3 protein-coding genes (1 of these 3 running past the window's edge) are annotated in these 23,667 nt (G+C 74.8%); all 3 read right to left on the bottom strand.

Annotation, left to right across the window (positions count from 1 at the left end; all coding sequences use genetic code 11):
- Tightly spaced (each overlapping or abutting the next), the 3 genes in view from ACPXCB_RS06800 to ACPXCB_RS06790 form a layout consistent with a single transcriptional unit that may run on beyond the window.
- Positions 1-5,978, bottom strand: the 5' portion of a protein-coding gene (locus tag ACPXCB_RS06800) for an amino acid adenylation domain-containing protein (protein WP_425873193.1). Its footprint begins 3,544 nt before the window's first position; 5,978 of the gene's 9,522 nt are visible here — the first part of the coding sequence; the start codon lies at positions 5,976-5,978; its stop codon lies beyond the left edge, outside the window.
- Positions 5,978-10,033, bottom strand: coding sequence for an amino acid adenylation domain-containing protein (locus tag ACPXCB_RS06795; protein WP_425873191.1), 4,056 nt, complete (start codon positions 10,031-10,033; stop codon positions 5,978-5,980). The genes ACPXCB_RS06800 and ACPXCB_RS06795 overlap by 1 nt, the downstream gene beginning before the upstream one ends.
- Positions 10,030-23,622, bottom strand: coding sequence for an amino acid adenylation domain-containing protein (locus tag ACPXCB_RS06790; protein ID WP_425873189.1), 13,593 nt, complete (start codon positions 23,620-23,622; stop codon positions 10,030-10,032). Before ACPXCB_RS06790 ends, ACPXCB_RS06795 begins: the two co-directional genes overlap by 4 nt.
- Positions 23,623-23,667 lie beyond the last annotated feature (45 nt).

The following is a 23,667-nucleotide window of genomic DNA, read 5'->3' as shown; positions in this document are numbered from 1 at the left end:
CGACGCAGCGCGGTACGGATCACCTCACGCTGGCCGGCGACCGACGGCGCGGCGTAGCCGATCTTCTCCGCGCCGTCGTTGTTGACTGCCGATCCGGTGATCACGGCGTAGACGGTGTCGCCGTTGCGCCGGGCCAGCCGCAGGGGCTTGAGCACGACCACGCCCACCCCGCTGGCGCCGACGGTGCCGCCGGCGTCGTCGCTGAACGGCCGGCAGTGCCCGTCGGGGGAGAAGATGTGCTGCGGCTGGTAGCGGTAGCCGGCCGTCAGCAGCGGGTCCACCAGCACGCCGCCGACCAGCATCACGTCGCTGTCGCCCTGTCGGAGCAGCCCGGCCGCGACGTGGACCGCCACCAGCGAGCTGGCGCAGGCCGCCTGCACGGTGAAGGCCGGACCGGTCAGCCGCAGGTGGTAGGCGACCTTCGTGGCGAGGAAATCCTTCTCGTGGTGCAGCGCCAACTGGAAGGAGTCCGGCAGCCGCGTCGGATCGGCTTCGCGCAGCATCGTCTGGAAGTACGTGTTCTCGCCGCAGCTGGCCAGCAGGCCGACCCGCTGCCCGGCGGGATCGGCGATGCCGGCGTGCGCCAACGCCTCCACGCAGCTCATCAGCAGGTGCCGCTGCTGCGGATCCATCAGCCGCGCCTCCTGCCGGCTGATGCCGAAGTGCCCGGGGTCGAAGCCGAGCACCCCGGCCAGCTGGCTGCGGGCGCCGACCAGGCCGTCAGCGGCGTCGAAGTGCTCGATGCCCCGGTCGCCGGCCTCCACCATCGCCCAGAAGGCGGCCAGGTCGGTCGCGCCGGGCAGCCGGACGGCCATCCCGACCACGGCGACCGGCTCGTCCGCCGGGCCCGCGACAGCCCCGTCCCGCCCGCCCACCGGCGCCTCCGTGGCCCGCCGCTCGGTGAGGAACCGGGCGAGGCGGCGGATGGTGACGTGCTCGAAGAGGTCGGGGATGCTCAACGGCAGCCCCTCGGCGGCGCAGCGCAGGTGGAAGCGCATCAGGTCGAGGCTGCCCGCGCCCTGGTCGAAGAAGCGCCGGTCGGGTGCGATCGGCGTCCCGACGACCTCCTCGAAGAGCCCGGCCAGCCGGGACTCCAGGACCGACATCACCGGCGCCGGCGCGGCGGCGCCCGACCGCAGCTCCTCGCCCGGCGCGGTCAACGCGCGGCGGCGGTCCAGCTTCCCGCTGGCGGTACGCGGCAGCTCCGGCAGCCGCCGGAACCGGTCCACCCGCACGTACCCGGGCAGGAGCCCCGCCAGATGACCGGCCAGCTCCTCCGGGGACGGTGGATCCGCCCGCAGCTCCAGACAGGCGACCAGGTGCGGATCGTCGCGGACCACCACGGCGTTGACGACCGCCGGGTGCGTCAGCAGGGCCGCCTCCACCTGGCCCAGCTCCAGCCGGTGCCCGCTCACCTTCACCTGCTGGTCGTCGCGGCCCAGGTAGTGCAGCAGACCGTCCCGGTCGAACCGGGCCTGGTCGCCGCTGCGGAAGAACCAGCCGTGGCCGGGCAGCTCGACGAAGCGGGCCCGGTCGAGCGCCGGATCGTCCAGGTAGCAGGGCGCCACCAGCTCCCCGCCGATCAGCAGCTGCCCGGGGCAGTCCGGCGGCACCACCTCGTCGGCGGAGTCCACCACCCGCAGCCACGTGTTGGCGACCGGGTGGCCGATGGCGGGGCGGGCCGGCCAGGTGGCCGGGTCGCCGTCGAGGCAGAGGCTGCTGACGACGTGGGTCTCGGTCGGGCCGTAGTGGTTGAACAGGCGCGCACCGGGCAGGCCGGCGAACCAGCGGCGGATGCTGTCGGTGCAGATCAGCTGTTCGCCGGCGGTGACGACCTCCCGCAGCCGGGACGGGTACCGGCCGAGGCGGACCCCGTGCTCGGCCAGGAGTTGCAGGGCGACGTACGGCAGGAAGATCCGCTCGATGCCGGCGGCGTCGAGGTGCGCCAGCAGGGCCGGCATGTCCTGCCGCCACCCGGGCCGGGGCAGGTGCAGGGTGCCGCCGCCGCAGAGCGTGCCGAAGATCTCCTGGAAGGAGACGTCGAAGGAGAGCATGGAGAACTGCAGGGTCGCCGCCGCGCCCGCCAGGCCGCCGGCCTCGCTCTGCCATTGCAGGAGGTTGACCAGCAGGGCGTCGCCGACCTGCACCCCCTTGGGCGTGCCGGTCGAGCCCGAGGTGAAGAGCGTGTAGAGCGGGCGGCCGGCGTACGAAGGCGCGACGGGCGTGGCCGACCGGGACAGTACCACCGGGTGCCGGGGGTGGGCGCCCTCGTCGATCGCGTCGAGGGCGGGCTCGTCGCCGGGTGCCAGCAGCACGCAGAGCGGGTCGACCTGGCCCAGCACCTGGCGCAGCAGCGCCGGCGGGTAGGCCCGGTCGAGCGGCACGACGGTCAGGTTGAGTCGGGCCGCCGCGAGCAGCGCCACCACGTGCTCCACCGACGGTTCGAAGAACAGGGCGACGCAATGCCGGTCGTCGGTGGAGACCGGATGGTCCCGCAGCAGCTCGGCGGCGAGCGCCGAGGCGTACGCGTCGAGGTCGGCGTAGCTGAGGCGACGGTCGCCGGCCACCAGCGCGGTCGCGGTCGGCTCCGCCCGCACCCGCCGGGCGAAGGCCTCGGCCACGGTGGGGAAGGCCGACGGGGTACGCGAACCCCGGCCGGGCTCGGGCAGGCCGCGACGGTAGGGCCGCACCAGCTCGGCCAGCGTGCTCGGGCCGGTGCCGGTCAACGCGTCGAGGCCGCGCCGGAACAACTCGGCCGCCGCGGCCACGTCGGCGGCGTCGAAGTGCTCGTCGGCGTACTCCCAGAGGCAGTCGAAGTCGGACTCGTGCGCGACGACCGAGAGGGTGAGCGGACACTTGGCCTCGGTCGGGGCCAGCCAGACCGGCCGGGACGCGCAGCCGGGCAGCGCCAGCGTGGAGAAGTCGGTGTTGTCGAGGACGAAGAGGAAGTCGAACAGCGGCGCGTCGGCGCCGAAGTCGTGGTCGGCGACGGCGTGCGCGAGCGCCACGTCCTGCGCGTCGAGCACCGCGCGTACGGCGTCGGCCTGTCGGCGCAGCTGCGCCCGCAGCTCCTCGGCGGGTGCCAGCGCCAGGGGCAGCAGCACCGTGTTGGCGAACATGCCGACACTCGCCTCGAAGTCGCGTACGGGCCGGTTCGCGACGGGGCTGGCGACGCGCGGATGGGTGCGGCCGGTCACCCCGTGCACGGCCCAGCCGAAGAGCGTCAGCAGCAGCGGGAAGCGGGTCAGTCCCAGCTCAGCGCCGAGCCGGTCGAGGGCGGCGCGGCGCTCCCGGCCGATCGTGGTGCGGAACAGGTGATCCCCGGTGCCGCCGTGCTCCCGGATCGGCCGCAGCGGCGCGGCGACCTCCGCCACGTCGGCGTAGTGGCCGCGCAGGGCGTCGCGTTGCGCCCGGTAGGCCGGCTGGGCGAACCACTCGGCCTGCCACCGGGCGTAGTCCAGCGGGGTCGGGTCGTCCTCGTCCTCGTCCTCGGTCGTGCCGGCCAGCGCCGCCGCGTACGCGGCCGACAGCCCGCGGAACAGGACGTCGAGCGACCAGCCGTCGACCGCGATGTGGTGCAGGTGCAGCAGGAGCACCCCGCCGCCGTCGCGGGCCAGCCAGTACGCCCGCAGCATGCGCGGCTGCCCGAGGTCGAAGGGGGCGGCGAAGAGGACGCGGGCGCGCTCGCGCCACCCGGCCCTGTCACCGTCGCCAGCCCAGTCGCCGGCCTCGGCCCCGTCGCCGTCCCCAGCCCGGCCGTCAGCCCTGGCCCCATCGTCAGCCCTGGCCCCGTCGTCAGCCCCGTCGCCGTCGGCGCCGGGAGTGGGAGTGGGCTCGCGCCACGGGTCGTAGGGTTCGCCGACCTCCTGGCGCAGCCCCTCCGGCGTGGCCCGGAAGGCGGTCCGCAGCGCCGGATGACGCGCCACCACCCGGCGCAGCGCGTGCCGCAGCGCATCGACGTCGACCCGGCCGCGCAGCTCGAAGGCGAGCCCCACGTGGTACGCGGTGGACGCCGGCGACCGTTGCTGCAACAGCCAGAGCCGCTGCTGCTCCGAGGTGGCCGGCGCAGACCTGGCACCGGACGGGGGAGCCGGCACCGGGTACGGCGAGCCGGTCGCGGTGCGGGCCGTCGCGACCGCCGTGGCCAGCTCGGCGAGGTCGCCGCCCAGCACCACCGCCTGCGGCACCTCGGCGCCCCAGCGCCGCTGGATCTCGAAGCGCAGCCGCAGCGCCTTGAGCGAATCCCCGCCGCTGGCGATCCACCGGTCGTCCGGTCGCAGGTCGGGCACGCCCAGCACCTCACCGGCCAGCCCGAGCACCGCCCGCTGCCACGCCGCGCCGGCCGCCTCGGCCGGGTCGCCGTCGCGCCCGTCGTGCGGGTGCGGGCCACGGCGTTCCTCGCGCCCGTCGTGTGGGCGCGGGTCCTCGCGCCCACCACGCCCAGGCGGGTCCTCGCGCCCAGCACGCCAGGGCGGGTCGTCGCGCCGCAGGAGCGCGTCGGCGTCCACCTTGCCGTTCGCCGTCAGCGGCAGTGCCGCGACCCGGTGGACCCGGTGCGGGCGCAGGTACGGCGGCAGGGTCGCGGCCAGGTGCCGGTCGAACTCCGCGTACGACAGGTCGGCGGCCGTCACCAGGTACGCCAGCAGCTCGTTCGTGCCGTGCACCGGGTCCCGCCGGGTGCACACGTACGCCTGCCGGACCCCCGGGTGGGCGAGGACCTGCCGCTCCACCTCGCCGGGCTCGACCCGGAAGCCCCGGACCTTGACCTGCCGGTCGACCCGGCCGACGTACTCGACGCGGCCGGCGGCGTCGGCGCGCACGAGGTCCCCGGTGCGGTAGTGGCGGCCGGCGGAGCCGTCCAGCCAGGGCAGCCGGACGAAACGCGCGGCGGTCTCCTCGGGCAGGTTGCGGTAGCCGGCCGCCAGCGCCGCGCCGCCCAGGTACAGCTCGGCGACCTCGCCCGGCGCGGCGACACGCTCGCCGTCGACCACCAGGTGCGCGTCGGTGCCCGGCAGCACCCGGCCGATCGGCACCACCTCGGCGTCGAAGTCGCGGGGGATCGGATGGCACAGGGCGAACGTGGTGGCCTCGGTGGGCCCGTAGACGTTGTGCAGCCGGGTGCGGCTGGCGGGGTTGTCGCGGTACCAGCGGCGGATCAGCCGGGCGTTGAGCTGCTCGCCGCCGACGAGCACCTGGCCGACGTCGGCGAAGCAGTGCGGCCGTTCGTCGACCACCGTGTTGAACAGCGCCACGGTGATGAAGAGCGTGTCGATCCGTTCCCGGCGCAGCGCGGCGTCGAGCAGGTGCGGCGTCGCCACCGTCTCGTCGTCGAGGACGACGCAGCAGCCGCCGGTCAGCAGCGGCACCCAGACCTCGAAGCTGATCGCGTCGAACGCCGGGTTGGCGAGGCTCGCGTAGCGGGCCGCCGGGGGCAGCGCGACGTAGCCGGGGCGGGCCAGCCGCAGGACGCCCGCGTCGCGCACCTCCACGCCCTTGGGGCGGCCCGTCGTGCCCGAGGTGTAGAAGACGAACGCGACCGGCGCGGGCTCCGGCGCCAGCTCCGCGTCCCCGACCGGCGGGGTGTCCACCGCGAGCAGGGCCTCCGCCGGCAGCGGCCGCACCCCGTCGGGCAGGTCGCCGGGCGCGTCCGGGCCGTGGACCACCGCCACGGCGCCCGAGTCGCGCAGCATGTGGTCCCGCCGCGCGGGCGGGCTCTGCCGGTCCAGCGGCACCACGGTCGCGCCGAGCCGCAGGATGCCGAGCATGACGCAGACCAGCCGCCAGCCGCGCGGCAGGTGCACCGCGACCACCTGACCCGGGCGGGTCCCGGCCCGGCGCAGGGACCGGGCGACGGCGGCGCTGGCGGCGTCCAGGTCGGCGTAGCTGAGGCGCCGGTCGCCGTCGGCCACCGCGACCGCGTCGGGGGTACGGCTGGCCTGGGCGAGCACGGCGTGGGCGAGACCGGGACCCTGGACCATCACGCCTCCCGTACGGCCGGCGTCGTCGGACGGGCGTCGGAGAGCCGGTCCACCTCGGCGCGCAGCAGCGCGGCGACCCGCAGCACCACCGCGCTCTCCAGGATGTCCCAGTGGTCGCAGTGCACCCGCTCCAGCAGGAAGTCGGCGTCGCCGCGCCGCCGCCAGAAGGCGCGCACCTCGCGCAGGAAGGCCTCGTCGCGCCCGGCGGTGGCCTGCAACAGCACCAGCCGGGCCGGCGACGCGGGGGTCGGATAGTCGCGCATGGTGGACCGGTTGTGGTTGTAGACGCGGTGGTACTGGTCGATCTGCTCGTCGTCGATGCCCGGGTACATCCCGTTGAACTTGATGAGCTTGTCGCGGAACTCGGCCATGTCCACCGGCTCGATCGCGCCCCGGTGGGCCGGGTCGTCGGTGCCCAGGGTGTCCAGCAGGACCACGCTCAGCCCGGGATGCCCGGCGAGGGCCAGCCGGCGTCCCATCTCGTACGCGACCAGCCCGCCGTACGAGAGCCCGGTGAGCACCACCGGCCCGTCCAGCAGGTGCGCGACCTGCCCCAGGTACGCCTCGGCCATCGCCTCGACCGTGGGCAGGAACTCCTCGCCCGGGTTCACCCCCGGGGACTGGATCCCGTACACGCCGAGGGGCTCCGGCAGCGCCTTGGCCAGCGACAGGTAGCAGAACGCGGTGCCGCCGGCCGGGTGCACGCAGATGACCCGGCCGGCGCCGTCGCCCGCCCGGAACTCGATCAGGTTGCTCGGCGGCCGGCCCGACGCGCCCCGCCGCAGCCGGCCGCCCAGCGCCTCGATCGTCGGGTGCAGCATGATCTCGTGGACCGGCAGCGGTTCGCCGAACGCCTCGCCGATCGCGTGGGCCAGCTTGATCGCCGAGATCGAGGTGCCGCCCACGTCGAAGAACCGGTCGCCGATGCCGATCTCCGGGTGCAGCAGCAGACGCTTCCAGATCTGGTAGAGGGTCAGCTCGATCTGGTCGCGCGGGCTGGCCAGGTTGACCTGCCAGGGCGCGCCGGTACGGGCCAGCCGCAGCACCTCGTCGCGGTCGAGCTTGCCGTTGGCGGTCAGCGGCAGTTGCGGCAGCTCCACGAAGAGCGACGGGATCATGTAGCCGGGCAACCGTCGCGACAGCGCCTCGCGCCACTCGCTGACCAGCAACGGCGCCGCCCCGCCCCGGGCCACCCCGGCGACCAGCCTCGGCTCGCCGGCGGCATCCGAGTCGACCAGCACCGCCGCCTCGCGTACGTCCGGCCGGTCCCGCAGCGCGGCCTCGATCTCGCCCAGCTCGATGCGGAAGCCCCGGATCTTGACCTGGCCGTCGCGGCGGCCGAGGTACTCGATGTTCCCGTCGGGCAGCAGCCGGGCCAGGTCGCCGGTGCGGTAGAGCCGTTCCCCGGGCACGAACGGGTCGGGAACGAACCGCTCGGCGGTCGCCCCCGGCCGGCCCAGGTAGCCACGGGCGACGCCGGCGCCACCGATGTGGATCTCGCCGGTGACCCCGACGGGCACCGGCTCCATCCGCTCGTCGAGCAGGTGGACGCGGGTGTTGGCGATCGGCCGGCCGATCGGGCACTGCCGGGCGGACGGCTGCGGGTCGAGGTAGGCGGTGCTGTAGACGGTGGTCTCCGTCGGCCCGTACCCGTTGAGGACCCGCAGCCCGGGCAGGGCCTCCTGCATCCGGTGCAGGGCCTGCTCCGGCAGCGGTTCGACCCCGACCAGCAGTTGGCGCAGCGCCGATCCGGCCAGGCGGGCCGCCGGATCCTCGTCGATCCACCGGACGAAGGCCGGCGGCAGGTAGGCCTGCACGACGCGGTGCTCGCATAGCCAGCCCATCAGCGCCGCCGGGTCGCCGCGCAACTTCTCCGGTACGAGGTGCAGGGCCCCGCCTGTGGTCAGCGGCAGGAAGATCTCCTGCACCGAGACGTCGAAGCCGACGCTCGACCAGAGCGCCGCCGCCTCCCCCTCGGCGGCGCCGAGCCGCGACACCCAGTGGTCGAGCAGGTTCACGACGCCGCCGTGGGCGACCGCGACGCCCTTGGGGCGGCCCGTCGAGCCCGACGTGTAGATCACGTACGCCAGGTTGGCGGGGTGGACGACGACGCCGGGCGGACCGTCGTGGCGCCCCTCGGCCTCGACGGCGGCCAGGTCGTCCTCGCCGAGCACCAGGGCCGGCGCCGCGTCGGCGATCATGCCGGCGAGCCGCTCCGGCGGCAGGGCCGGGTCCAGCGGCAGGTAGGCGGCCCCGGCCCTGAGCACGCCCAGGATGGCGACGATCAGCCCGGCCGAGCGCCGCGCGTGCAGGCCCACCACCTGGTCGCGGCGTACGCCCCGGGCGATCAGCGCGTGCGCCAGGCGGTTGGCCCGCCGCTCCAGCGTGGCGTAGTCCAGCCGCTCGTCGTCGTCGGCCACGGCGAGGGAGTCGGGGTGCCGCCGCGCCTGCGCCGCGATCCGCCGCACCACGTCCGCCGGGTCGGTGAGTGGTCGCGCGGTGCGGTTCCACTCGACCAGCAGGCGGTGCCGCTCGTCCTCACCGAGCAGCCGCAGCGCGCCGACCGGGGCCGACGGATCGGCCGCCACCTGGCCGAGCAGGCGGACGAAGTGCCCGGCCAGCCGGGCGATCGTCGCGGCGTCGAAGAGGTCGGTGTTGTACTCGAAGATGACGTGCAGCTCGTCGGCGTGCTCCATCACCTCGACCGACAGGTCGAACTTCGCCGCGCCGGTGCTGCTCGACAGGGGCCGCAGCTCCAGGCCGGGCAGCTCCAGCCGGCCGCGCGGGATGTTCTGCAGCACCAGCATCACCTGGAACAGCGGCGAGTAGCTGGTGTGCCGTTCCGGGTTGAGCGCGTCCACGAGCTGCTCGAACGGCAGGTCGGGATGGGCGTACGCGTCGAGCAGGTGCCGGCGTACGTCGGCCAGCAGCGCCGCGAAGGACTGCTCCGGGTCCAGCCGGTTGCGGATCACCACCGTGTTCACGAAGTGGCCGACCAGGCCCTCCACGTCACGATGGTTGCGGTTGGCGAACGGGGTGCCGACGCAGACGTCGTCCTGCCCGCTGTAGCGCCACAGCAGCACCGACAGGGTGGCCATGAGCGTCATGAAGAGCGTCGCGTCGCCGGCCCGGCCCACCTCCCGCAGCCCGCGCAGCACCGCGGCGTCCACCGTCGTGCCGTGGGTCTCGCCCCGGTAGCGCTGCACCGCCGGGCGGGGCCGGTCGGTCGGCAGGGCCAGCAGTGCGGGCGCACCGGCCAGGGTCCGCGTCCAGTAGCCGAGCTGGCGCTCCAGCTCGCCGCCGAGGTGCCGGCGCTGCCACAGCGTGTAGTCCGGGTACTGCACGGGCAGCTCGGCCAGCGGAGGAGCCTCACCCCGCGCGTACGCGGCGTAGAGGGCGGTGACCTCGCCGATCAGGATGCCGACGGACCAACCGTCCGCCACCATGTGGTGCACGGTGAGCAGCCAGCGGTGCTCGTCGGGGGCCAGCCGCAGCAGGGCGGTGCGGAGCAGGGGGCCGGCGGCCAGGTCGAACGGCGCCCGCGCCTCGGCCTCGGCGGCCTCGTCGGCCCGGCGGGAGCGCTCCGGGCGGGGGAGCGCGGTGAGGTCCGTGACCGGCAGGGCGACCGGCCCGGCGGGCCGCACCACCTGGCAGGGCTCCTCGTCGATGAGCGCGAAGACGGTACGCAGCGCCTCGTGCCGGCGCACCACCTCGGTCAGGGCGCGGGCCAGCGCCGGCACGTCCAGCGCGCCCACGACGTCGAACGCGACCGGGTTGTTGTAGAAGGGGTTGCCGGGGGAGAGCTGGTCGAGGAACCAGAGCTGCCGTTGGGCGAACGCGACCGGCACCGGCGCGTCCGGCCGCGGCCGGCGGGGGATCGTGTCCGCGTCGGCGCCGGTCAGGATCGCGACCAGCTCCTCCTTGTGCAGCTTGAGGTCGGCCAGCAGGTCGGGCGTGAGGACCTCGCGGGAGCCCGTGAGGCGCAGCCGGTCGCCGTCGACCCGCAACCCGACCGCGTGCCGGTTGAGCGTGTCGAGCAGCTCGTAGGCGTTCACAGCTCGACCGTGATCGTGTCGGTGGTGGCGGCGTCGGGCGCGGGCGGCTCCGCCCCGGGCCGGCCGCCGCCGAGCAGCGCGTAGACCAGCCGGTGCGAGGGTTCCAGGTCGAACAGGGCGGGCAGTTCCGCCGTGTCCAGTGCGCCGACGCCGCACAGGCCGAGATTGTGCTCGGGGGCGGCCATCGTCAGCAGCTGGGCCATGGCGCCCGCCTCGATCGCGGTGAAGGTCGCACTCTGCTCCTGGTAGAGAGGCTCGATGGCCGCGCGCTGCGCCACCAGGAACAGCGCGAACGCGGCGGCCTCGAAGACCGGCCGGTTGACGAAGTAGTCGAAGGCGTCGGGGCTCAACTCGCGGTCGCGGCCGAGCGCCAGCAGCCGGTGCGCCGCCGGGTCGTGGTAGTACGCCCCGCCCGGCACCCCGTCGATGCGTCCCGCCTTGACCAGGACGTACGTCTGCACGGCGTAGGTGCCGCCGGCCGAGCCGTACTGGAACTTGGCCCGACCGTCGACCTCCCGCTGGGCGAGGGTGGCCAGCAACCCGCCGAGCGCCTCCGCCGGCAGCGGATCCGCGGCGAAGCGGCGCACCGTGCGGTAGCCGGTGTAACGCCGGTCGTACGCCGGGTCGGCCGGCGCGGTCAGCGCGACCGCCGGAGTGTCGGGTGCGAAGTCGCGACGGCCCCGCCCGTCCGAGGTGAACGCGGCGCGCGCGGCCGGGTCCTCGACCACCGTGGCGGCCCGCTGCGCGGTCGCGACGACGGCCCGCTCGGCGGTGTGCTCGCGGAACATCCGCAGCAGGTCGGTGAGGGTCGGCTGGCGCATCAGCCGGGCCAGCTTCGGCCGGAAGCCCAACGCGCCGGAGAGGGCGTTCGTGATCCGGACGATGTCGATGGAGGTGGCGCCGAGCAGCAGCAGGTTGGCGTCGGGCGCGACGACTGGCAGGTCGAGGATCTCGGCGACGATCTCCACCAGCCGCTGCTCGGCCGGATCGGTGAGCACCGGCGCCTCGGCGACCGTCTCCGGCGACGGTTTCGGGTCGGGGAGCTGGCCCCGGTCGACCTTTCCGTTGGCCGACAGCGGCAGCGTGTCGAGGACGGTGAACGACGACGGCACCATGTACGCCGGCAGCCGCTCCTCCAGGTACGCGACCAGGGCGGCCGGCTCGGGCGCGGGACCGTCCGGCACCACGTACGCGGCCAGCCGCTTCTCGCCCTGCGCCTGACCGAGCAGCCGCAGCGCGGCGGCGCGTACCCCCGGGTGGCCTTCCAACGCCGCCTCGATCTCACCCAGCTCGATCCGGTAGCCGTGCACCTTGACCTGGCCGTCCTCGCGGCCGAGGAACTCGATCGTCCCGTCCGGGCGCAGCCGGCCCAGGTCGCCGGTGCGGTAGAGCCGCTCGCCGCTGACCGGGTGGACGACGAAGCTGGCCGCCGTCGCCGCCTCGTCGCGCCAGTAGCCCCGCGCCAGCCCGGCGCCGCTGATCCAGAGGTCGCCGGTGGCCCAGGTGGGCCGGGGGCGCAGGGCCTCGTCCAGCACGTGGACCCCCTGGTGGGCCAGCGCCCGGCCGTAGGGGATGCTGCGCCAGGCCGGATCGACCTCGCCGACCGGGTGGTGGATGGACCAGATCGACGCCTCGGTGGCGCCACCGAGGCTCTCGACCCGGATCCCGGGCAGTGCCTTGCGCAGCCGGTCGGGGAGGGTGAGCGGGATCCAGTCCCCGGAGAGCATGGCCAGCCGCAGCGACGCCGGCAGCGGATGGCCGGCGTCGGCGTCGTCGAGCAGCATGCCGGCCAGCGCCGGCACCGAGTTCCAGACGCTGACCCGGTGGGCGTGGGCCACCTCCCGCCAGTGGGCCGGGTCGCGGGCCAGTTCCGGGTCGAGCGTCACGACCGCCGCGCCGGCCGCGAGGGTGCCGAAGATGTCGAAGACGGAGAGGTCGAAGCTGAGCGCGCTGACGGCCAGGACCCGGTCGGCCGGCCCCACGGCGAAGCGCGCGTTGACGTCGAGGAGCGTGTTCACCGCACCGCGATGGTCGATCGTCACCCCCTTCGGCGTGCCGGTGGACCCGGACGTGTAGATCACGTACGCGACGTCGGTCTCCGCCAGGTCGACCGGCCGCAGCGCCGGCCCGCCCGCACCGACGGCGGCCGCGTCCACCACCAGGCGCGCGACGCCCTCGGGCAGGGCCACCCGGTCCGACTCGGTCAGGACCAGCCCCGCCCCGGCCCGCTGGAGCACCCGGGCCACCCGCTCGGCCGGCCAGTCGGGGTCGAGCGGCAGGTACGCGCCCCCGGCGTGCAGGACCGCGAGGGTGGCGACGACCTGCTTCCAGCCCCGGTCGAGCAGCACCGCGACGAGCTGGCCGGGCCCGACGCCGTGGTCCTGGAGCCGCCCGGCCAGCCGCCGTGCCTCGACGCGTACGGTGGCGTGGTCCAGCCGCCGGTCCGGGGCGAGCACGGCGGGCGCGGCGGGGGTCGCCAGCGCCTGCCGGTCGACCAGCTCGTGCAGGAGCCCACGACCGGTCGGCGGGGCCACCGCCACCGGCGGGGCGAGCGGCCCGTCCAGCGTGCCGTACCAGGCGTCCGGCTCGGCCAGCCGCCCGAGCAGCTCCCGGTACGCCGCGAACATCTCGGCGACCAGGCCGGCGGGGAAGAGCTCGTCGATGCTGTCCCAGTTGACGTGCAGCCGCCCGCCGGCCTCCAGGACCGTGTGGTCGATCCACACCTGCGGCGTCTGGGTGATGCCGTGCAGCACCTCGCCGTCGAGCGCCGCCGCGAGGCCGCTGTCGTCGACGTCGGGCGCCGCCTCGGCCAGCGTGCTGTTGAAGACGACCGGCAGGGCCGCGTGGCGGGTGCCCCGGGCGCGGGCGAGTTCGCGGTTGACCCGTACGCCGCTGACCGCCGAGTGGTCGATGTCCTGCCAGAGCTGCTCCTGCACCGCACGGGCCCGGGTCACGAAGTCGACCCCGGCCGCCACGTCGACCTCCAGCAGCACCAGCGACGTGAAGTCGCCGATCACCGCGTTGATGCCGGGATGCAGCGGCAGCCGGTTGAACAGCGGCAGGCTCAGCGTGAACCGCGACTGGCGGCTCCACCGGGCCAGCACCTGCGCGAACGCGGTCACCAGCAGCACCGACGGGGTCACCCGGTGCCGGCCGGCGAGCGCCTTCAGCCGGCTCCAACGCTCCGCCGGCACCACCTCGTCGTAGCGCGTGAAGCGCGGCCGTTCGACGCTCTCCGGCTGCCGTTCCAGCGGGAGCTGCGGCGCGGGGGCCAGCGCGCCGACCCGCTCCCGCCAGTAGTCGAGGGCCCGCTCGTAGCGCGGCGTGCGCCGCAGGGCCCGTTCGGCCAGGACGTAGTCGCGGAAGGTCACCGCGAGCGGCGGCAGGTCGACGTCCGGGTCGGCGTAGAGCAGCGTCAGCTCGTGTTCCAGGATCTGCCCGCTGGCCGCGTCGAGGATCAGCGCGTCGAGGCTGACGTGCAGCCGCGCCTCGCCGTCGAGCAGCGTCACCGCGAACTCGAACAGCGGCCAGCGGCCGGCGTCGAACACCTGGTGGGACATCCGCTCCCGGGTCTCGCCCAACCGGCGGCCGGCGGTCTGCGGGTCGAGCCCGCGCAGGTCCTGCCGGGCCATCGCGTAGCGCGGCACGCTCGGCAGGACCCGCTGGACGCCGTCGTGGAAGACCGCGCGGAGCATGTCGTGGCGGTCGACCAGCCGGTGCAGCGCCCGGGTGAAGCGCTCCTCGTCGAAGTCGCGCAGCCGCAGCTCGCTGTAGCCGTGCGCGCCGACGCCGCCGAGCTCGATGGTGGACCCGCGACCCACCCAGTAGGCCTCCTGGATGTCGGTGAGCGGGAACGGCTCGTACCGGCCGGCGGGATCTGCGACGAGCGACGGCAGGGCGTCGACGGCGGGGGAGTCGGGCCCCGCCAGCTCGGCCGCCAGGTCGGCCAGGACCGGCTTCTGGAAGAGGGTACGCAGCGACAGCCGCGCCGACATCCGCTCGTTGATCGCGTGCACGAGCCGGGTCGCCAGCAGCGAGTGGCCGCCCAGCGCGAAGAAGTCGTCGTGCGCGCCGACCCGGTCGAGGCGCAGCACCTCGGCCCAGATGGCGGCCATCCGGGCCTCCCGGTCGTCGCGCGGCGCGACGTGGGCGGTGGCGACGTCGGCCTGCTCCGGCGCGCGCAGGGCCCGCCGGTCCAGCTTGCCGTTGGCCGTCAGCGGCAGCCGCTCCAGCACCACCCAGCGGGTCGGCACCAGGTGCTCGGGCAGCCGGCGCCGCAACTGCTCGCGGGCCGCCTCGGCGGTGACGTCACCGACCAGGTAGCCGACCAGGTGCGGGTCGCCGGGGGTGTCCTCGCGCAGCAGCACGGCCGCCTCGCGGACGCCCGGAACGTGCCGCAGGGCGCTCTCCACCTCGCCCGGCTCGACCCGGAAGCCGCGCACCTTGACCTGGTCGTCGGCGCGCCCGACGAACTCGATGGTCCCGTCGGCCCGGCGGCGGACCAGGTCGCCGCTGCGGTACATCCGCTCGCCCGGTCCGGCGAACGGATCCGGCAGGAACCGTTCCGCGGTCGCCGCCGGCCGGTTGAGGTAGCCGCGCGCCAGGCCGGACCCGCCGATGTAGAGCTCGCCGAGCACGCCCGCCGGCACCGGCTCGCACCGCTCGTCGAGCACGTAGAGCCGGGCGTTGGCGATCGGCCGGCCGATCGGCGGCAGGGCCGGCCAGTCGGCCGCTGCCGCGGTGGCCAGCGCGAACTGGCTGACCACGTGGGTCTCGGTCGGGCCGTACTGGTTGTAGAGGTACCGCCCGCCCAGCCCGGCCACCAGGGCCCGGACGTCGTCGTTGACCCGCAGCGCCTCGCCGGCGGTGACGATCTCGCAGCCGGGCGCGAGCGGGGGAACGGTCCCGGTGAGACCGGCCAGCTGGTGCAGCACGGCCGCCGGCAGGAACGCCCGCCGTACGCCCTGCTCGGCCAGGACGTGGCGCAGCCGGCCCAGGTCCCGGCCGCTCTCCTCGCCGATCAGCACCAGCGTGCCGCCCTGGCAGAGGGTGCTCCAGATCTCCTGCGCGGAGACGTCGAAACCGATCGAGGCGAACTGGAGCACCCGTTGCGGCGCGGGGCTGCCCGGCGCGGCGTAGCGGAGCTGCCAGTCGATCAGGTTGTCCAGGCACCGCCAGGTCTGCGCCACGCCCTTGGGCCGGCCGGTGGAGCCGGAGGTGTGGATGACGTAGGCGAGGTGGTCGGGCCGGGTGCCGGGGTCGGGGCTGGTGGTGGGGTGGTCGGCCCAGCGGTGTGCGTCGGTGTCGAGGTCGACGAGGGGCGCGGCGGTCAGGCCGTCGAGGGTGGCGCGGGTCGCGGCGTGGGTGAGGACGGCGACCGGGGCGCCGTCGGCCAGCAGGTGGGCCAGGCGTTCGGCGGGGTGGGCCGGGTCCAGGGGCAGGTACGCGCCGCCGGCCCGGGCGACGGCCAGGAGCGCGACGATCAACTCGGGCGACCTGCGCAGGCAGACCGCGACGAGGGTGTCGGGGCCGACGCCGTGCGCGCGCAGGTGGTGGGCGAGCCCGTTGGCGCGCGCGTCGAGGTCGCGGTAGGTGAGCGAGGTGCCTTCGAAGGTGACCGCCACCGCCTCGGGGGCCGCCGCGACCCGCTGCGCGAAGCGGTGGACGACGCCCCGTTCGACCGGGGACGGCTCGGCCTGGCGCAGCGCCTGCTCCCGTTCCCGCTCGTCGAGCAGGGTCAGCCGGTCGATGGGCTGGTCGGGGTGCGCGACGAGTTGGGTGAGGACGTGGCGCAGGTAGCGGATGTGCCGCTGGGCGGTGGCGGTGTCGAACAGGGCGGTGGCGTACTCGAGGCTGCCGGTGATGCGGCCGTCGTGCTCGGTGAGGGCGAGAGTGAGATCGAACTTGGCCGTGCTGTGGGGCGGTGGCAGGGCGGTGACCCGCAGGCCGGGGAGGGTCAGCTCGCCGTCGTCGGTGTTCTGCCAGGCGAACATGACTTGGAAGAGGGGGGTGTGGGCGAGGTTGCGGGTGGGGTTGACGGCTTCGACGACTTGTTCGAAGGGGAGGTCTTGGTGGTCGAGGGTGGTGAGGGTGAGGTCGCGGACGCGGTGGAGGAGTTGGGTGGTGGTGGGGTGGTTGGTGAGGTCGATGCGTAGGGCGAGGGTGTTGACGAAGAAGCCGATGAGGTTTTCGAGTTCGGCGCGGCGTCGGTTGGCGGTGGGGGTGCCGATGATGAGGTCGTGTTGGCCGGTGAGGCGGGACAGGACGATGGCCCAGGCGGTGAGGAGGGTCATGTAGAGGGTGGTGCCGTGGGCGGTGGTGAGGGTTTTGAGGGCGGTGGTGAGGTGGGGGTCGAGGGTGATGGGGAGGTGGGCGCCGTGGTGGTTCTGTTCGGTGGGTCGGGGTCGGTCGGTGGGTAGGTGGAGCAGGGTGGGTGCGTTGGCGAGAGTGTGTCGCCAGTGGGTTTCCTGGCGTTGCAGGGTGCCGTCGGTGAGCCATTGGCGTTGCCAGGCGGCGTAGTCGGCGTACTGCACGGGCAGGGGCGGTAGCGGGTCGGGGTGGCCGTGGTGGTGCGCGGAGTAGAGCACCCCCAGCTCACGGGTCAGGACGCCGATGGACCAGCCGTCGGAGACGACGTGGTGCATGGTGACGAGCAGGACGTGCCGGTCCGGGGCGAGGGTGACCAGGCGGCCCCGGATCAGGGGACCGGCGGTCAGGTCGAACGGGGCCGTGAACTCCTCGTCCTGGAGCCGGGCCAGCCGGGCGGCGGCGTCGGACGCCCCGGTGAGGTCGTGCGTGTGCAGGGTGAAGCCGGTGCCGGGCGGGTCCACGTGCTGGTGGACGTCGGAGCCGGCGGGCACGAGCCGGGTACGCAGGGCCTCGTGCCGGGCGACCAGGGCGTCCAGGGCCGCCCGCAGCGCGTCGTGGTCGAGCCAGCCGGCCAACTCCAGGGCGAGGGGCATGTGGTACGCGTGGCCGAGACCGCCGAGCCGCTCCAGGAACCACAACCGCCGCTGCGCGAACGAGGGCTCCAGCGCACCGGTCCGGTCGACCGGGCGGATCGGGGGCAGCACGTCGCGTCCGTCCGGCGTCAGCCGGGCGACGAAGGCGGCGAGGACCGGCGCCGCGAAGAGCGCCGCCGGGGAGACCTCCCGCCCCAGCACCTGCCGGATCCTGGACACCAGGCGCATGGCGAGCAGCGAGTGGCCGCCCAGGGCGAAGAAGTCGTCGTGCCGGCCGACCCGCTCGACCCCCAGCACCTCGGCCCAGACGCCGGCGACCATGGACTCCAGCAGGCCGACCGGCTCGACGTGCCCGCGCTGGCCGAAGGACTCCCCGTCCGGTGCCGGCAGCGCCGCCCGGTCGAGCTTGCCGTTGGGCGTCAGCGGCCACGCCGCCAGCCGGACGTACGCCGACGGCACCATGTGCTCCGGCAGTTGGGCGGCGAGCAGGTCCCGCAGCCGCGCGGCGTCCGGCGCCTCCCCGCCCAGCACGTACGCGACGAGCCGCTGGTGGCCGCCGGCGTCCGGGCGCGCCACGACCACCGCCTCCCGGACGCCCTCGGTCGCCGCCAGGCGCGACTCGATCTCGCCCAGCTCGACGCGGAAGCCCCGGACCTTCACCTGGAAGTCGTCGCGGCCCAGAAACTCCAGTTCCCCGCCCGGCAGGCGGCGACCCAGGTCACCGGTGCCGTAGAGCCGCTCGCCCGGCACGAACGGGTTGGCGCGGAAGCGCCGCGCGGTCAGCTCGGGCCGGTTCAGGTAGCCGCGCGCCACGCCCGCGCCGCCGATGTGGATCTCGCCGACCACCCCGTCCGGGACCGGCTCGCCCTCGGCGTCCAGCAGGTAGACGCGCACGTTCGGCAGCGGCCGGCCGATCGGCAGGCAGGTCGCCCCGGCGAGGCCGTCCGTCGGCAGCAGGTGGCAGGTGCTGTCGACGGCCGCCTCGGTCACGCCGTACGCGTTGACGATCCGCACCCGCGGGCCGCACAGGGCCCGGAGCTGGGCGGCGTTCGCGGCGGTCCAGGCGTCCGAGCCGCAGACCACCGTCTCCAACCCGGCGAGGCTCCCGCCGGTCGACTCCAGGTGCTCCAGCAACGGGTTGAGCACCGCGGGCACGAAGTCGGCGAAGTCCACGTCGTGGCGGCGCAGCAGGGCGTACAGGCCCGCGCTGTCCAGCAGCAGCGGACGCGGGCAGAGCACCAGCCGCCCGCCGAAGCCGAGCGCCCGCACCACGTCGGCGGTGAAGACGTCGAAGGAGAAGCTCGCCATCTGCAGGTGCACCAGGCCGGGACGCAGGTCGAACAGGCGCTCCCAGGCGGCGGCCACGGCCATCAGCTGCCGGTGCTCCACCAGCACCCCGTTGGCCGTGCCGGAGGTGCCGGACGTGTAGATGACGTACGCCAGATGATGCGCGCCCAACCCGTCGACGGCCGGGTCGGTCACCGGCAGCTCCGCCCAGGCCGCCGCGTCGAGGTCCAGGTCGACCACCGGGGTGTCGAGCCCGGCCAGCGCGGCGTGCAGCCGCTCGCGGGCCGGGCCGTGGGTCAGCGCCGTCACCGGCGTGCTGTCGCGCAGCATGGCGGCGAGCCGGTCGGCCGGGTAGGCCGGGTCGAGCGGGAGGTAGGCGCCACCCGCCTTGAGGACCGCCAGCAGCCCCACCACGGTGTCCAGCGACCGCTCGACGCAGATCGCCACCAGCCGGTCCGGACCGACGCCGCGGGCGCGCAGGTGGTGGGCCAACCGGTTGGCCCGCGTGTTCAACTCGCCGTAGCTGAGCCGCTCGTCGCCGAGGACGAGGGCCACCGCCTCCGGGTCGCGGGCCGCCCGGGCCTCGACGAGGTGGTGCACCAGGCGCCCCGGCGGGTACGCCACCGCGGCGTCGTTGCCCTCCTCGACGAGCCGGCGCCGCTCGGCGGCGGGCAGCACGTCGAGCCCGGCCACCGGCGCGTCGGGCGTGCGCTCCAGCGCGTCGGCCAGCGTCTCCAGGGCCCGTTCGACCATCGCGCAGACCCGGTCGGGCGCCACCCCGGCCGCGGCGGCGACGGTGAGCGCCACGTCGTCGCGCAGGTCGTCGACGTCCAGCGCGAGCGGGTAGTTGCCGTGCTCCTGGGCGGCCAGGTAGGTCAGGTCGTCCGCGTCGGGTTCCGGCGCGGGGGCGTCCGACTCGGCCAGCACCTCGGCGCGCCGGTAGTTCAGCAGGGCGGTGAAGAGTGGTGCCGGCGGCGCGACCCCGCTGCACGACTGGGCCAGCGCCAGCGACGCGTGCTCGTGCCGGATCAGCCCGGTCAGCGCCTCGTGGGTGCGCAGCACGCACTCCGTGGCGCCGGTGGCGTCGAGGGTGACCCGCAGCGGGAGCGTGTTGAGGAAGGGCCCGAGGACCCGGTCGCTGCCCGCGCCGGCGTCCATCCGCCCGGAGAGCACGGTGCCGAAGACCACGTCCCGGCGCCCGGCGGACCGGGCCAGCACCTGCCCCCAGGCGACGTGGAAGAGGCTGGTCACCCCGACCTGGAGGGCCTGGGCCCGCTGCCGCAGCCGCCGCGTCAGCTCCGGCCCGAGCCACACCCGCGCGTCGCGCATGGTGTGTCCGTCGCCGTGGATGTCGCGCAGGCCGAAGGGCACGGTCGGGCTGTCGACGTCGGAGAGCATCCGGCGGAAGAAGCTCTCCTGCTCGGCCCGGTCGGCGCCGCGCCGGATCCGCGTCACGAAGTCGCGGAAGGGCAGCGGCGGCGGCAGCCGGTCGCCCTCGCCGGCCAGGTACGCGCGGACCTCGGCCCGCAGCTGCTTGAGCGAGGTGTTGTCGTCGACGATGTGGTGGATCAGCTCCACGGCCAGCCACGCGCCGTCGCGCGGGTCCCGCGCGACCAGCAGCCGCAGCAGGGGGGCCTGGTCGAGGGGGAGGCGGGCGTACCGCCGGTCGGCGTGCTCGCGGAGCTGCCGGAGCGGGTCGTCGCCCGCGGGATCGAGCGTGACCTCCTCCACCGGCAGGGGCGCCCGGCGCCACACCACCTGCACCGGCTCGTTGATCCCGTGCCACACCACCCCGGTGCGCAGCACGTCGTGCCGGGCGATCACCGCCTCCAGCGCGGCGGCGTAGCGGTCCAGCCGGTGCCGGTCGGCGAAGCGCAGGACGGTCGTGACCAGGTAGGGGTCGCGGTCGCGGGCCATCAGGTGGTGGAAGAGCATCCCCTCCTGCACCGGGGCCAGGGGGTAGACGTCCTGCACGTTCGGCGCCCCGCCGGACACGGTGGCGACGACCGCGTCGATCTCCGGCTGGCTCAGCTCCACCAGCGGCAGCAGGTCCGGGGTGATCCGGTCGCAGCCGGCCGGGATCGGCTCCGGCGTCGCCTCGGCCCGGTCCGCGTCGGCACCCACCGCGTGGGCCAGGTCGGCCAGGACCGGCGAGGCGAAGAGCGCGCGTACGTCGGCGGTGAGGCCCTGGCGGCGCATCCGTTCGAGCACCCGCAGGGCCAGCAGCGAGTGCCCGCCCAGCGCGAAGAAGTTGTCGTGCCGGCCGACCCGCTCGACGCCGAGCACCTCGGCCCAGATGGCGGCGAGGGCGGTCTCCGTCGGACCGACCGGCTCGGTGTAGTGCCGGGCGGCGAAGGCGGACCCGTCGGGTGCGGGCAGCGCCCGGTGGTCGAGCTTGCCGTTGGGCGTGAGCGGCCACTCGGCGACCCGTACGTACGCGGCCGGGACCATGTGCTCCGGCAGGACACCGGCCAGCCGGGTCCGTAGCGCCTCGGCCGTCAGCCGGCGCACCGACGCGGTGTAGTAGCCGACCAGGCGCGGCTCGCCCGTGGCGTCGGTCGTGACCGTCACCACCGCGTCGCGTACGCCGGGACAGGCGGCCAGCCGGGCCTCGATCTCGCCCAGCTCGACGCGGTAGCCACGGATCTGCACCTGGGAGTCGTTGCGGCCCAGGTATTCGAGACCGCCGTCGGGGCGGTGGCGCACGAGGTCACCGGTGGCGTAGAGCCGGTCCCCCGCGACGAACGGGCTGGGCCGGAAGCGTTCGGCGGTCAGCGCGGGACGGTTGAGGTAGCCGCGCGCGACCCCCGCGCCACCGACGTGGAGCTCGCCGACGACCCCGGGCGGCACCGGTTCCCCCCGCCCGTCGAGCACGTAGAGCCGCAGGTCCCCGATGGGTCGCCCGATCGGGCTGACGCCGGGTCGCTCGGTGTCGGCCGGGGTCAACGGCCGGTGGGTCACGTGCACCGTGGTCTCGGTGATGCCGTACATGTTGACCAGTTCGGTGCGCCCGTTGCGCGTGTCCGCGTACCACGGCCGCAGCATCGTCGGGTCCAGCGCCTCGCCCCCGAAGACCACCGTACGCAGCCGGTGCGCCTGCGCGCTGTCGGCCTGCGCGGCGATCAGGCTGCGGAACGCGCTGGGGGTCTGGTTGAGGACGGTGACGCCCTCGTCGCAGAGGAGCCGGTGGAAGTCGGCGGGGGAGCGGCTGACCAGTCGGGGGACGACCACCAGCCGGCCGCCGTGCAGCAGCGCCCCCCAGATCTCCCAGACGGAGAAGTCGAACGCGAAGGAGTGGAAGAGGCTCCACACGTCCGTCGGACCGAAGCCGAACGTCCCGGCCGTGGCGGAGAAGAGCCGCACCACGTTGGCGTGCTCGACCATGACGCCCTTGGGCCGGCCGGTGGAGCCGGAGGTGTAGATGACGTAGGCGAGGTGGTCGGGCCGGGTGCCGGGGTCGGGGTCGGTGGTGGGGCGCTCGGCCCAGCGGTGTGCGTCGGTGTCGAGGTCGACGAGGGGCGCGTCGGTCAGGCCGTCGAGGGTGGCGCGGGTCGCGGCGTGGGTGAGGACGGCGACCGGGGCGCTGTCGCGGAGCAGCTCGCCGAGGCGTTCCGCCGGATGGGAGGGGTCGAGCGGCACGTACGCGCCGCCGGCCTTGAGCACGGCCAGCAGGGCGACGACCAGCTCGGGTGAGCGTTCCAGGCAGACCCCGACGAGGGCGTCGGGGCCGACGCCGTGCGCGCGCAGGTGGTGGGCCAGCCGGTTGGCGCGCGCGTCGAGGTCGCGGTAGGTGAGCGAGGTGCCCTCGCACGTCACGGCCACCGCGTCGGGGGCCGCGGCGACCCGCTCCGCGAACAGCCCGGGGATCGTCCGCCCGGCCGGGTACGGGGTCGCGTCGTCCCAGGCGGCGAGGAGTTCGCGGCGCTCCGCCGGGTCGAGCAGGGTCAGCCGGTCGATGGGCTGGTCGGGGTGGGCGACGAGTTGGGTGAGGACGTTATGCAGGTAGCGGATGTGCCGCTGGGCGGTGGCGGCGTCGAAGAGCGCGGTGGCGTACTCGAGGCTGCCCGTGATGCGGCCGTCCTGCTCGGCCAGGGAGAGGGTGAGGTCGAACTTGGCGCTGGTCCACGGGCTGCGCAGCGCGGTCACCTCGACACCCGGCAGGTCCAGGTCCACGTCCTCGTTGTTCTGCCAGGCGAACATGACTTGGAAGAGGGGGGTGTGGGCGAGGTTGCGGGTGGGGTTGACGGCTTCGACGACTTGTTCGAAGGGGAGGTCTTGGTGGTCGAGGGTGGTGAGGGTGAGGTCGCGGACGCGGTGGAGGAGTTGGGTGGTGGTGGGGTGGTTGGTGAGGTCGATGCGTAGGGCGAGGGTGTTGACGAAGAAGCCGATGAGGTTTTCGAGTTCGGCGCGGCGTCGGTTGGCGGTGGGGGTGCCGATGATGAGGTCGTGTTGGCCGGTGAGGCGGGACAGGACGATGGCCCAGGCGGTGAGGAGGGTCATGTAGAGGGTGGTGCCGTGGGCGGTGGTGAGGGTTTTGAGGGCGGTGGTGAGGTGGGGGTCGAGGGTGATGGGGAGGTGGGCGCCGTGGTGGTTCTGTTCGGTGGGTCGGGGTCGGTCGGTGGGTAGGTGGAGCAGGGTGGGTGCGTTGGCGAGAGTGTGTCGCCAGTGGGTTTCCTGGCGTTGCAGGGTGCCGTCGGTGAGCCATTGGCGTTGCCAGGCGGCGTAGTCGGCGTACTGCACGGGCAGGGGCGGTAGCGGGTCGGGGTGGCCGTGGTGGTGCGCGGCGTAGAGCACCCCCAGCTCACGGGTCAGGACCCCCAGCGACCACCCGTCGGAGACGATGTGGTGCATCGTCAGCAGGAGCACGTGCCGGTCCGGGGCGAGGGCGACGAGGCGACCCCGGAACAGCGGGCCGGCCGCCAGGTCGAACGGGGCGGTGCTCTCCTCCTGCTGGAGCCGGGCCAGGGCGGCGGCAGCATCGGCGTGCCCGGTCAGGTCGTTGAGCCGGAGCGGGAACGCGGCCCCGGGCGGGTCGATGCGTTGGCCCGCCTCGGCGCCGTCGGGCACGATGCGGGTACGCAGGACCTCGTGCCGGGCGACCAGGGCGTCCAGGGCCGCCCGCAGCGCGTCGTGGTCGAGCCGGCCGTCGAGCTGGAGGGCGAGGGGCATGTGGTAGGCGTGACCGACCCTGCCGAGGCGTTCCAGGAACCACAACCGCCGCTGCGCGAAGGAGAGCGGCAGGAGGCCGGACCGGTCCGGCAGGCGCTCGACCTCGGCGGGCGTCCGTGCCGGGGGGACGCGACCGGGCGCCGGAACACGGGTCGGTTTGTCGTCCGGCAAGTGCGCCCCCTCGATTGCCCGACGGCCCGTCGCGCCACCTGACTG

Origin of the sequence: Micromonospora sp. DT62 (assembly GCF_049847285.1) — a bacterium.
Taxonomy (GTDB): domain Bacteria; phylum Actinomycetota; class Actinomycetes; order Mycobacteriales; family Micromonosporaceae; genus Micromonospora; species Micromonospora reichwaldensis.
Note: the sequence above shows the minus strand (reverse complement) of the source record. Positions and strands in the feature narration are given on the sequence as shown.